7 protein-coding genes and 1 pseudogene are annotated in these 13912 nt (G+C 48.9%); 6 read left to right on the top strand and 2 right to left on the bottom strand.

The genetic code is table 11. From position 1 onward, the window contains the following. Positions 1–36: 36 nt before the first annotated feature. Positions 37–1430 (bottom strand): annotated as a pseudogene (locus tag Pr1d_RS17145) (IS5 family transposase). 275 nt (positions 1431–1705) lie between these two features. Here Pr1d_RS17145 and Pr1d_RS17140 point away from each other — a divergent pair. After that, a complete protein-coding gene (locus tag Pr1d_RS17140) occupies positions 1706–3580 on the top strand; it encodes a sodium:solute symporter family protein (protein WP_148074669.1) in 1875 nt (624 codons plus the stop codon). A gap of 270 nt (positions 3581–3850) precedes the next feature. On the opposite strand, the gene Pr1d_RS17135 is transcribed toward Pr1d_RS17140, so the two are convergent. Then, positions 3851–5158, bottom strand: a complete 1308-nt coding sequence (locus Pr1d_RS17135) for an FG-GAP repeat domain-containing protein (protein WP_148074668.1) — start codon at positions 5156–5158, stop codon at positions 3851–3853. Positions 5159–5611: 453 nt separating this feature from the next. Here Pr1d_RS17135 and Pr1d_RS17130 point away from each other — a divergent pair, with 453 nt between their 5' ends. The 5 genes from Pr1d_RS17130 to Pr1d_RS17110 all read left to right on the top strand — a co-directional run bounded on the left by Pr1d_RS17130 (position 5612) and on the right by Pr1d_RS17110 (position 13899). After that, positions 5612–7135, top strand: a complete 1524-nt coding sequence (locus Pr1d_RS17130; RefSeq protein WP_148074667.1) for a right-handed parallel beta-helix repeat-containing protein — start codon at positions 5612–5614, stop codon at positions 7133–7135. Positions 7136–7339: 204 nt separating this feature from the next. Next, positions 7340–8437: an SGNH/GDSL hydrolase family protein gene (locus tag Pr1d_RS17125; RefSeq protein ID WP_168205305.1), complete on the top strand. Its 1098-nt coding sequence runs from the start codon at positions 7340–7342 to the stop codon at positions 8435–8437. A 207-nt stretch (positions 8438–8644) separates the two neighbouring features. Next, positions 8645–10093, top strand: a complete 1449-nt coding sequence (locus Pr1d_RS17120; RefSeq protein ID WP_148074665.1) for an arylsulfatase — start codon at positions 8645–8647, stop codon at positions 10091–10093. A 477-nt stretch (positions 10094–10570) separates the two neighbouring features. Further along, on the top strand, positions 10571–11704 hold the full coding sequence (locus Pr1d_RS17115; protein WP_148074664.1) for a PEP-CTERM sorting domain-containing protein: 1134 nt from the start codon (positions 10571–10573) through the stop codon (positions 11702–11704). Between the two features lie 98 nt (positions 11705–11802). Further along, complete coding sequence (locus Pr1d_RS17110) at positions 11803–13899, top strand: hypothetical protein (RefSeq protein WP_148074663.1); 2097 nt, start codon at positions 11803–11805, stop codon at positions 13897–13899. Positions 13900–13912 lie beyond the last annotated feature (13 nt).

Raw genomic sequence — 13912 nt, 5'->3', positions numbered from 1 at the left:
CTTCGCTGGCGTGGCTGGAAGTTTGGGCCGCGGATCTCATTGGCATCTTGCTTGGTGCCAACCTCGGTCGATTCGCAGCAGCGGCCAGACACGACTGAGCCAAACCAGCGAAAAAAACAGTAGCCTCCAGGCCCGTTCGAGGTTCATGGCCAAGAAGCTCAGTGCAATCTGCGCTGCCGAAGTGCTGGCCAACTTGGCCATGATGCGGCCCAAGCCAAACCGACGCTTGCCTTGACCAAACTTGCCTTCCACTTGGTTGCGAATCGCCTCGTCGGCTGCCGCTTGTCTCTTGTCAGCCGCCGAAATCTGTTTTGGCTTGCGCCCTAACGGCGGGCCACTGATGCGAATCCCATGTTGTTTGCAAAACGCTCGATTCTCACGGGTGCGATAAATCTTGTCGACATGCACCGACTCGGGATAGCAGCCGACGCGCTGGCGATAGGTTTCGATCTGTCCGATGAGATCACCCCCTTCATTGTAGTTGTCCCAACAGAGCCGATCGACCAACGAAAAACCATTCACGATGCTCACCGACAACTTGGCGCCGAACTCCGTGTCGCAACCCGCCTTGCCCCGTTTGATCGGACGGACGTGCGGTTGGGTGATGCTCACAATCCGATCGTCGACGCGTTGGGTCTTGGTCTCGTACATCTGTTGCTGCTGACGGTAGAGTTCACGGCAGACCAGTAAGTTCTTGTAGTCACGACGCAACAGTTGCGTCAGTGGCAAGGCGTCGGGGTGGTCCAGTAAACGGTCGATCGCTTGCAGGTTCCGCTTCAAATAGCCGAGTTGCTGCCGATTCGCCTTACGAATCTTGTTGCGCCCAGGCTTTTTTCGCTTCACAAAAACAACGAACTGTTTGCGCGCTTTCACGCGGTAGGTCCGCGGACGTGGCTCGGTGCCCACGAGAGGCGCTTGCAACGTGTCGATGAGCGCGTCGGTCTTCTCGCGGGCTTCGTTCAGTAGACTCACGTCTGTGGGATAACGAATATCGGCCGGCGCGCAGGTGGCGTCGGCGATCAACGTGCCGCGGTTGCTGGGCGACTGCTTGGCGGTCGGTGGGTCCTCTTCGTCGTCAGGCGGCATGGTCGGCTCTGCTGGAGACTCTGGAAACGACGCCAAGACCATCGCCTCGTTGATCCGTTGGATTCCCGTTTCACCAAACCGCTTCCGGAAGTCCACCATCAGTGACGCGTCGAACGGCTTGTCCGGCGTAAACTCTTCCAGGCCGATGAAGAACTGCAAGTACGCGCGGGCACGATCGGCTGGCCGAAGTCTTCACACAATCCTTCGTGGTAAATCTTCTCGGCCAGTTCCCACGGCACCAGCCGCGCCAGTTGAACCCAACGATTCTCGGGATCAAGCTGGCCACTGAAGGGGAGATAAAAGTCGGGGAACTCCAATTGCTGGGGCTGCTCTCTGCGGTACATCCGGTCACCGTGGGCAGAAATTCGGGGGCTCAAAATCGACTCAGCCGCAAGGGTTTTAAGCTCCGATGGCAAAAGACCTTGCGGATCAAACGCTAAGAATAGCAACTTTTCGCTGCAATGGCAGAGCGAGGGAGTAAATCAGCTAGCCCTAGATACAAGTCATAGTGAGTCCCACCTGGAATAAGCACATTTTAACCCATCTCTAAGTAATACCAATCAGGAAGGCTTGTATCCTGGATCTTTCAATCAGCGCCACCCCCGCCGCAAGTTGTGCAATGCAGCTCCATGCAATCGACTATGCGATCATCGCGGCATTTTTCGCTGTTGTGATCGGGATCGGCATTGTGGCTTCGCGCTCTGCGGGCGAGAGTTCTGCTGAGTTCTTCCTGGGAGGACGCGGAATGCCCTGGTGGCTGTTGGGCATCTCGATGGTAGCCTGCACCTTCTCTGCGGATACACTCAATCTGGTTACAGGCATGGTTCGCGAAAACGGAGTCTCCAAAAACTGGGCTTGGTGGGCGTTTCTTATCACCGGCATGGTCACCGTGTTCATCTACGCCAAGTTGTGGCGACGTAGCAATGTAATGACCGACCTTGAGTTCTATGAACTCCGCTATGGTGGCAAGCCAGCGTCGTTTCTGCGTGGGTTTCGGTCAATTTATCTAGGTGTTTTCTTCAATGTCCTGATCATGGCGTCGGTTACCTTGGCCATAATCAAATATGGGTCGCTCATGTTCGGCATCGAGAAATGGGAATGCGTACTATATGGATCGCTCGGCGTAGTGATTTATGCCACACTTGGCGGACTTAAGGGATGTATTTGGGCGGACTTTTTCCAGTATGGCATCGCCATGTTCGGAGCCGTTTATGCCGCCGTGGTGGCCTTGGGGGAGGCCGGGAAGTCGGCAGCTGAGCGGGCTGTTAAAGCCGGCACACTTGCAAGCGATCAAGTGGCAGTATTTGTCAGCAACTATTCCATGACCGACCTCCTGCACGAAGCCAACGTCATTGACAATACCAAAATACTGCCCGATTTTTCCGATCCCGGACAGTGGGTGCCGTTGTTGTTTATTCCGGTTGCCGTCCAGTGGTGGTCGGTCTGGTATCCTGGCGCCGAACCAGGTGGTGGGGGTTATATTGCCCAACGCATGTTGGCGGCCAAAGACGAGAAGAACGCAATCGGGGCTACGCTGCTTTTCAACTTTGCCCACTACGCTTTACGTCCTTGGCCATGGATCGTGGTCGCACTTGCATCGCTGGTCTGCTTTCCTCAACTTTCCGATATCCAGTCAGCTTTCCCCCACGTCAACGAATCAGTGATCGCCCAGGACATCGCGTATCCGGCAATGATCTCTAAGCTGAGCCCTGGATTTCTGGGCATCGTGATCGCCTCGATCATCGCCGCCTACATGTCTACCATCGGCACGCATCTCAACTGGGGTTCATCCTATGTGGTGAACGATTTTTTCAAGCGGTTCATCAATCCGGCTGCCAGTGAGAAAGACCTGGTCCTCAAAGGACGCATTAGCACAGTCACGCTGATGATTTTGGCGGGATTCCTTTCGCTGGTACTTACCAGCGCAACAGAGGCCTTTAATATTTTGCTGCTATCTGGGGCAGGTTCGGGTGCCATCTATCTTTTGCGATGGTTCTGGTGGCGAATCAATGCCTGGTCGGAGATTTTCGCGATGATCGTCTCTGCCTTGTTGGCCTTCTGGCTCGTTTTGTTTGTCGAAGACAGTGCCATGGCTTGGGGACCTCTCGATGGATTCACCATAAAGCTATTGATCGGCGTGGCTGCCACGACTGTTGCCTGGCTTGTGGGGACGTTTGTTACTGGTCCTGAAAGCGATGAGACCTTGCGAAGCTTCTTCCGTCGTTGTCATCCAGGAGGACCGGGCTGGGCCAAGGTAGTAGCCGCTGCACGAGTCGACGGCGACATGATCGACGAGAAAATCCATGGCCAGGCCTGGGAAATGCCTGTGCAGATTTTGTGTGTGTTCCTCGGATGTGTTGCCATCTATTGCTCGCTCTTCACAATCGGCGGCATCGTATACAGCAACACCGTTCAAGCCAGTGTACTTGGGGCAATTGCCTTAGTGAGCACCTACTGCTTGTTCAGGCTCTTTGGCAAACTGAGAGCTGAATAGACAAGATTGTACCAGTCGACTTACATCAGAGACATGCTTTTTAGATCCGCTTGAACATATCCGATGGATATTACAACGAGGCTGGTGATCGACAAGACCTATTTTGAGTCGCACGGTATTGTTCGGTCAGACTAAACAAGATTGCAGTGGAAGAAAGATTAGAAACAGTACTCCTCGTTTTCAATTTCGAAACAATCGGACAAAAAAACTCGTGACAAGATTCAAGCCGTATTTTAAAGACTGTGGAGCGGTCTGCACTATCCGATCCATTTATTTTGCGAGATTCTCAAGAAACTCAACGTGCTCCACTCCGCCATTGGAACTGTTTGGCCAACGACTCCAGACTTTAGAGCAAATGTCTAAGTCACCGTCGCCGTCAACGTCCCCAAGAAGCGCGTCATGCCCTCCCAGACGTCCATCAAAGACAACTCGCTCCTGAAACTGAGGTTTTTTGGAACCAGAGTTCTCCCACACATACCATCGAGGAGAAGCTCCCACAGGAAGGAGTGTTGGATCCTCTTGTTCTACAGTGAAAATGTCGAGGTCGTTGTCGCCATCGAAATCGGCTACGGCAAGGGAATGAAAGGACCCTCTTTTTCCCGGTGCGTCTGTGGGCAGAAAGTGACAAGTGAAAGAGGGGGGTTTCGATCCGTTACTTTCGAGCCACGCCGCACGGGACTCACTCTGATCGCAGTCTGTCATAACGATGTCCTGGTCACCATCACCATCAAGATCGGTGATCCAGCTTCTGCAAGAAAGTCCATAAGGTCCTCTCTTACCAAAAGGCAATGGGTGGGGGGTCCAATTCATTCCTTGATCTCTATTTTCCATCCAACGGTCCGGCAGCACGATATCTGGATCCCCATCCTTATCGAGATCAGCCACACCTCTTGGAAAGAAGCCTGAATGAGTTCCAGCAAGCTTATTGGCCTCGGTTTTTAAGACGGTCATCGTAACCAAAGTCCGGGTCCAAGCACCTTGAGAACCGGCGCCCTTTGGAATCTTGTACCAAAAACAACCTACACCATCACCAAGCATCACAACATCTTGACGTCCGTCTCCGTCAATATCAGCTGAGACCATATCGTGGACGGAGCTAGTTTCATCAATCGAATCGTCATAGAGATAACGCTCGAAGGGAATCGATTTAGGGTTCTGAGAATTTCGATACCAGTAACCACCGGTAATCAGATCTGTCCAACCGTCTCCGTCGACATCCATGGTAGTCGCACCCAGGACTCGGAATGCCAGTGCACCAAGAACATGACGGACCCAACGATCGGGTTCCTGATATTCAAACCAGTAAATATTGTCTCCTCGGACACATAGGGCATAGTCGAGGAATCCGTCTCGGTCAAAGTCAGCTAGTCCTGGTGTACCGTAACCCCACGTTGTGTCTCCCGGTAAGTCTTGAGCAATGAAGTGATGCCTAAGTTTTATCGACGTACTGTGATGCTTTGTCGAGGAATCCGGCTCATCGCCTTGAAGAACAGCTGCTGATATTAACGAGTGTAGAGCCAATACGATAGCGATCGAAGTCTTAAAGAAGAGATCATTGAATCTAGCCGACTTAAGCATATTGATATTGACTCCGCACAGTCTCCATTTGAGGGTTGCATCTGACTTGAAGAAGATACTAATGTTTGCTCGGTATCACATGTTGGTAGCCTTGAATATAGCAAGGTCGCTAACATGATGAATAGGAACACAGGCATTGGAAGAAACACAATTGAATGGTCATTGAGTCTCATGCGGAACATATTACAAACACTCCAAGTCGTTACGAGACAAAAGTCGGTTGCAGCAACGGTTGATTTACCCGAGAGAGCAAATTCACCCCCTCAGATTAAGAAAACCATCAATCAATAAATCCGTTGACTATTAGTTTTAAAAAATCAACATTTCCCTCCCTGTACACACAAAGACAATTGTTCTGTCATACGGCTAAAAATGATTTGTAAATGCGCATGGTAGTTATATTAAAAGAAGTACATTTCAGTAGAAAGTGCTAAACCGGAAAAGAGAGGCCAAATGTTGTCTATTCGATCTATTGCGATCTCGATATCGTTAATTTCCATGGTCTGCGTACCGCCGGTTTGCGCTGCAATCTGGAATGTGTCTTCCACTTCGTCTCTCGTCAATGCTGTCGACAGCGCCAATTGGGGCGATGAGATTGTACTTGCAAGTGGCACATACAACCTGCCAAGCATACTTAGACTGGATACCCCGGGTGTTACGGTCCGAGGGGCTACAGGCAATCGCGACGACGTAGTGTTGGTAGGTGGCGGCATGAACAACGATGTGTCCCCTCGTAATATTTTCCTTGTTGAAAACGAAGACATCACCATAAGGGACCTTACTGTCTCGGAGAGCTACTGGAACGGCATTCAACTCAGGGGAGAGACAAATCGGGTTAATGGCACATTGATCAGCAATGTGAAGATCATGAATATTGGCCAGAGATATATCAAAGGTTCGAAGGGAAGCATAAGCGACGAGATGCGAAATGTAACCATTGAGAACAGCTACTTGCTCCAGACTAAGCCTTATGTCCAACAGCCGGGAGTACCGAATGATTATATCGGAGGAATTGACGCGATGATCACCAAGAATTGGACTATTCGTGACAACGTATTTGAGGGCATCCATGGCCTAGATGGTGAAGGCCGCGGAGCTGTGTTTCTATGGCAAGGCGGTGAGAATGCCCTTATCGAAAGGAATATCTTCATCAACAACGATCGAAGCATTGCTTTGGGCAATTGGGGCAGCGGTCCCGCGAGGGATAATGGCATATACGATATGGACGGAGCGATCATACGCAACAACACTGTACTGCGCTACCCTGCTGGAGACATCGGAATGGAGTTAGTACACACCAAGGATGTCGAAGTCTTCAACAACACGTTTTACAGTCAAGATGTTAACAAGTCTCGTCTGTTTTCAGTATTGGACCATGGCAGTGGATCTCTAACGCCGACAACTGGACTGGATATCCAAAATAACATCATTCGAGGCCAGATAACCGATAGTGGTGTGGGGGACTGGAGTGCTGCTGCCGTGGAAGCGATGGGTAATCTCGTCGATCTGACCGGCGTAGAAGTCCTAGAGAACTGGTTTGTCGACCCCCAGAATGGCGATTTGCATTTGACTAATCTTGCCACCGGTGCAATAGGTCACGCTCCTAGAATCTCATCTGTCTTTGAGGATATTGATGGGAATTTTAGGCCAGATCCAACCGATTATGGGGCAGATCAGTTTAGCCTCTACCCAGGCGACTTCAACGGTGATGAAATTGTGGATGACAGTGATTTACCGTATTGGCAAGCAGGCTATGGCCTTGATGCGAGCGGCGACGCCGATAACGACAGTGATACCGATGGTAAGGACTTTCTCATTTGGCAAAGGAGTTTCCAAAGTGGACCATCCACAGGCCTTACTGCGATTCCTGAACCGTCGACTGTAATTATGGGAGTTATTTACGCGATCGGCTTCTTAGCTCGACGACCGAACTCTAAGCGAGTAGTTATCGAAAATCATTTAAGAATTGCTTGCTAGCGCATTTTAGCCAGGAAACCCTATTACGCTGAGTAATATCGCACCCAAAAAACCAAGATCCAATTTATCTGGATTCCCTGAGTAAGTGGTAATGAAATGTTTCTTTTTCTTTGGTCGCATTTGCGCTCCATTTGAAGAACGTCAAGAAGGGGTGGTATCCGAATGCGGATAATACTAACCATAGCCTTTGCAGCTTTTTTATTCATGCCCAGTTCAGACAAGGCCCTTGCCGAGCCTTATTGGGTTGAGGAAATGAAAGCTGTGCATTCCATTTTTAGCGGCACGCCAGGCAACATAGCACGTTTTGGCGATAGCATCACTTACAGCAGTGCATCCTTCAAGCCGTTGCGATATGATTTTACCAATCGTACCCCGGAAGACGCCTTTGCGCAAGAATGGTTACAGAGTTATATCACTCCGGTCAGCTGGACTTGGCAGGACGATGCTGTCGCCGAGTCCAATGGGAACTATAGTAGCAAGACAGCCGCTTGGCCGCTTCAAACTGATCAGAATCCACCGATGACCAACATTCAACATTGGCTTCAAAAGCTTAAACCAGAGTTGGCCGTAGTTATGTGGGGCACAAACGATCTTAGTTCCTATGACGTCACTACCTACACAAACAATATGCGGCAGACATTGCAGGCCATCAAGGACAACGGTACGATCCCTCTTCTATCGACGATTCCACCACGTCGTAACTACGAGTCCAAGAGTGCGTTATTCGCCCAGGCGATGCGGGATCTTTCGGCAGAACTGCTTATACCGCTGATCGACTTCAATCAGGAAATATTAACTCGACAACCTGGCACGGCTTGGGATGGAACACTCATCTCTAACGATGGGGTACATCCTTCATACAATAAAAGCACAAGCATGGACTTCAGTGAGAGCACCCTCAATTCCAACGGATACGTGCTGAGAAACTACTTGTCTTTACACGGCCTGTTTGAAATTTACAACGAGATCCTTAATCCTCGACTCCCAGGCGACTTCAACGGTGATGAAATTGTGGATGACAGTGATTTACCATATTGGCAAGCAGGCTATGGCCTCGATGCGAGCGGCGATGCCGATAACGACAATGATACCGATGGTAAGGACTTTCTCATTTGGCAAAGGAATGTTCAAAGTGGACCGTCCACAGCCCTCACTGCGATTCCTGAACCGTCGACTGCAATTGTGGGAATTATATACGCTATCGGCATCTTAGCTCGACGTTCATTCCGAGAGCGAAGAACTACCACCTTCATTTCCAAACAAATCACTCGTTTTTCTTGTGTTGACTTTTTGTCGGACTGAAAACTGTTCATTTTCCGGTGAGTGGCAATATTACTCTGGATTAACGTTTCAAGTTGACAGCAACTTAAGTTCCACTAATTCACATGATTTTCCCTATCTAGTAATTTGGAATTCCTTCGCTGCAAATCCAAGTATGGTCCAATTAGCAGCAGACCTCCCTGCAAAGCTAGCTCATAACCAACTCAATCGAAACGGAACTAAACACATATGAGACAAAACATTGTCTGCCAATTTAGTGCAATACTGTTTGTAGGCTTGACCGCATATTCTACACTTAGCCCGCAGGGGTATGCCGCCCATTCTCGAGAGAAACCGCCCAACATCGTCCTTATTCTTGCTGACGACCTTGGGTATGGTGATATTGGTTGCTTTGGCCAACAAACTCTACAAACGCCGCGGCTGAACGACATGGCAAGACAAGGCATGCGGTTCACTCAATTCTACGCAGGCAGTACCATTTGTGGGCCTTCACGAAGCGTGCTTCTAACTGGCAAGCACACTGGTCACACGGCGGTTCGCGGAAATATCACTGAGCCCGTTGCCGTTCAGCCAGAGCAGCTTACGCTTTCTTCCGTCCTTAAAGAAGCAGGATATGCAACTGCATGTATTGGTAAATGGGGTGTGGGAACGCCTGATAATATCACCAATCCTAATGACATAGGCTTCGATCACTTTTTCGGTTACGTGAACATGTGGCACGCCCATAACTTCTATCCTGAATTCCTAATTCGAAACGGTCATATTCAACAATTACAGAACAAAGTAGGTGTGGAATGGGAAAAATGGCGAGATTCGAAGTTGCCCGACTGGGGCACAGGTGTCGCCGATAAAAGAGTGCAATATGCGCCAGACCTTTTTGTAGAAGATGCGTTACATTTCATTCGCATAAATAGAGACCGACCTTTCTTCCTTTTTTTCTCCATGAATGTGCCACATGCTAATAATGAGGTTATTGAGAATGGCATGGAGGTTCCAGCTTTAGATGAACTTGCCTTGAAAGACTGGCCTGAACCTGAAAAGGGATTTGCGGCTATGATCCGTAATATCGACCGGGACACAGGACGAATCCTCGATTTACTGAAAGAATTAGGGATCGAAGAAAACACGATGGTTGTTTTTACGTCGGACAATGGGCCCCATGAAGAAGGTGGTCATGATCCAGAGTTCTTCAATTCCAATGGTGAATTACGTGGCATCAAACGTGATCTGTACGAAGGAGGTATTCGGGTACCGACCATTGTACGATGGCCGAGTACTGTCGATTTCGATAGCGTATCAGATCACATTGGCTACTTCGGCGATTTCGTAGCAACTGCAGCTGATTTGGCAGGTGTCGAGACACCGGAAGGACTCGATAGCATAAGCTTTGCCCCTACGCTCAAGGGGCACCCTGAACTACAGAAGAAACATGAGTATCTATACTGGGAATATTACGAGCGAGGCGGAATGCAAGCCGTAAGGTTTGGTAACTGGAAAGCGATTCGGCAGCCGATGCATAGTGGCACAATCGAACTATTTGACCTTTCCAAAGATACCTTAGAGGAGCATGACTCTGCCTTAAATCATCCAGAATTAGTATCTCTTGCAGGCGAATATATGAACAATTCTCATGAGGCTGACTCCAACTGGAAGATTCGACCATCACGAGACGATTAAGAGAACTATTTCAGGAGTAAAGACCGCCTGAAACATTCTCATCTAATCTTTGAACCATTGTTTTAGCCGCTTTACTGCGTATGCGACGAATTCTGTCCATATGTTTAGCTTTTTGATTGCGCAGTATCCGTTTGGGAGTATAGAGGCTTCCTGCCTGACGGAAAATATCCAATACGAAATCTAGGTATGGTTGATGCCTCTTCAAGAATCCTGTGTCATCGATCGAGGCGCGCTGGCGTGAATGGTCCTTAACCCAGGAAAGACGGACCTAGAATCTCTTCCATTATTGCAATTAAACAATTGAGATGTGATATGGTTTCTCTCGCGGGTCAGTCTGAGGCCTTTGTTATAATGAAACTGTACAAGGCAGTTGCGACTACATGCTTTTTGCTAGGAAAGCTTTAATAATCGATGTGTCGGACGCCGAGCGTTTTTCTTTTCCAAGAGGTACGAATTCTTAAACCGGAGAAACAAGCTATGATGAATGTCCACTTATTTATTTGTAAACGGAATCAAAGCAAGGCCAAGGTGTTCTTGGTTTTATCATTGCTACTCATTTCCAGTGTCGGTGTTAGGCTCGACAGTGCATCTGCCCAAGTCACCATGAAGTTCCCTGCAACAAGAGATTGGACCGTTTATGGTGATCCTGGTGAGCAGATGTATAGCACCGGCGACTTTGGGTTTCTCAGGGGATATAAGTTTGGTGGAGAAAACTCTGCCCATTTTGACTTTGATACGGAAGCGATGGGGATCTTTTTGCAAAACAATCCTGGGAAAGCCACTTGGACACTAAATATTTTTCCTGCGACAGGCAATGACCCATTGGATCCCAACACTGCATCAAAGAACCTGCCTGCTACAGTTACCTTTCAGACTGTGGAGTCAACGAACGACTGGGTGGAAGGCGATGGGCAACGCACTCCCAACTTTGGTTGGACTAGTGGAACTGCCGCCGTTACTTACTTTTACGCACAGACCGTGCATAACGGAGGGGTATTAGACGCTGAGAACAGTTTGATATGGAACGATCCCGATAGCGGCCCCTACACTTTCTCTGGAACTCCGCCCAATAACGCAGCTTATGGTGTTCCGGCATCGGTGACGAATGCCAATCCTACACCAGCTTTTACAAATTCAAAAAGCTTTACGAATCAAGATTTACAAGATGCTTTTCTTTTCGGAGAGTCTGCTGCTGTGGAGGTCGATCCCGATATAATCGATGCGATGGTCAACGATGAGTATAACCGTGGCATTCGTCTAGGTGCTGCCTTCTTCCAAGATGAATTCGGGGTTTGGCAGCTAGACAATAGTGAGAGATCAAACTGGGTTGTTTTTGGCCGTGAAGAAGGTGAGTCTGTAACAGCATTCCTAGAGGTTACCGTTGAACCACTTTCGGCGGACTTCGATAGCGATGGTGATGTTGATGGTGCTGACTTCCTCAAATGGCAGAGAGATGGTTTGTCTGCTAATGATCTGGTCAACTGGCAGGCCGAATATGGCGCTTCTTCACTTATTGCTAATGTGGCAAGCGTTCCCGAGCCGTGCTCTATGTTCTTGTTGCTTTCGGCTGGCTCGTTACTCTTGGTTGCAAGACGTAAGAATCGTTCTTAATCGAGAATAATTGTTCTCGGCTTATATTGTATCTGGGTCGGCCGGGGCAGGCCGGCCCAGCTTTTGTATAGGGTCCTCCTTTCTAAACAGAGTTAATCATGCCACAGCGGTTATTGCTTGCCTTTTCCTTGATATGCAGCCTGTATGGATGTCAGGTTAGCGCAAGCGAAACAGTGACCTTGATTCGCGACGATTTTTCTCGCTATCCAGCCGGTCCACTCTCTCAACCGGTGGGTGAATTAAATCCTGCAATCCAGGAATATCACTATCTTGCCGATCGGGGAGTGCCGTTAGAACCCTGGGAAAACGCTATTGGTTACCTTGATTCCTGGCTCGTTGGAGACGAAGAAGGCAAGGTGTACCTTGAGCAACTGCTTTCGCCAGATTCTGAGGATATGGTTACCAGGTTGTTTAGCCCGTTATTCATTACCGGTGAACCTGAGTGGAGCGATTATACAGTCGAGGTGTTAGTCAAGCCGCTAGCCCTCGATGAAATGGTTGGAATTGCATTTCGATACAAGACCAATCGACACCACTATTTTTTTAGTCTGATAAACGGTAAAGAAGCGCAGTTGCGATTGCGGTTGCCTCTGGATCGATCGTTTCGCGTCGCTACGATCGAAACGATCGCGACCGCTCCCTTTGAATATGATACTTCCCAATATTACCGCATGAAGGTGGAGGTCACAGGATCTAAGATCAAAGCTTCTATTAATGGTACGCTCCTGCTCACAGCCGAGGACGATAGATTATCTGCAGGAAAAGTAGGTGTTACAGCTAATGTACCGGCGAGATTCCAGGATTTTCACGCTTATTCAACTGTCACTACCAAGGCTTTGATTGACAAAGCAATTGCCGAACGAGAAGCCCGGCTATTGCAGCTTCGCAATGTAAACCCAAAACCAAAGCTTTGGAAGAAGTTTAAAACCCCCCAATTTGGCTGTGGGCGCAATGTTCGCTTTGGTGACTTAGACGGCGATGGCAACTCCGACATGCTTTTTTGCCAGAATATGCGGAAAGGGCCAGGCGATAATTTTGTCGAAATAAGTTGTCTGACTGCCGTAACACTTGACGGAAAAGTTCTTTGGCAAATCGGTCGCCCTAATCCGAGAAATGGCTTGCTAACAAGTGACTGTCCTTTTCAGATTCACGATGTCGATGGTGATGGCCGCAACGAAGTAGTAATGGTAAAGGACTTTAAGATTCAAGTTCTGGATGGTGAGACTGGCGAGTTGGAGAATTGGTCTTGGATGCCAAAAGTACCCGAAGATTTTTCGCAAAGGCGTTACGAAATTAAATCTCGTCCACATGAACGAAATATTGGAGATTCCATCGCATTTTTCAATCTGTCAGGTAACGGTCCACGAGAAATACTAGTTAAAGATCGTTACCGTTTGTTTTGGGTATTTGATAACCAGCTCAACCTGAAATTCTCCGGAGAAGGAATGCTGGGACATTATCCCTTTGCTTTCCATGACGAAGTCGAGGACAACCAGACAGTAGCCTTTGACAGAATCATGATTGGTTACTCCATGTGGGACCACACTGGGAAGCAAGTTTGGACCAGAGACGGGGAATTTCAGGATCATGCAGATGGTGTTGCCTATGGTAATTTTAGCGAAGATCCAAAAGCGCCTTGCTACGGATACTACTCTGGGAGTGACGAAGGCTTTTCTCTGATAGACAGTCACGGGTTTGTGCGTCGCCATCATCGTTTAGGGCATACGCAGACTGCTTTGGTGGCGAAGCTTCGCAAAGACGTCGAGGGACTTCAGTACGCCTGCATTAACTTTTGGAAGAATCCGGGCATTATTACGATCTTGGACCATCGAGGGAACATCTTGCTGCAGGATGAACCAATTCATGTCGGCAGCCCATTTGTGCCAGTCAACTGGAGTGGAGATGGCACGGAGCTAATTTTGCTTTCTGGAAATATTCATGAAGGGGGGATGCTTGACGGACAACTCCGACGTGTGGTTATGTTCCCTGACGATGGGCACCCCGATCTTTGCGCTGCTGTGCAAAACCTCACGGGAGACGCTCGGGATGAAATCATCTTGTGGGATCAAGAGCAGGTTTGGATATACACTCAGGAACGTCCTTTCACGGGGGATCGAATCTATTCTCCTACGCGCAATCCTGACTGCAATGATTCGAACTATCGTACTACTGTCTCCCTACCTTGTTGGGAGTAGCCGGTTGAAAGAA

The organism is Bythopirellula goksoeyrii, assembly GCF_008065115.1.
In the GTDB taxonomy this organism is placed as follows: domain Bacteria; phylum Planctomycetota; class Planctomycetia; order Pirellulales; family Lacipirellulaceae; genus Bythopirellula; species Bythopirellula goksoeyrii.
Note: the sequence above shows the minus strand (reverse complement) of the source record. Positions and strands in the feature narration are given on the sequence as shown.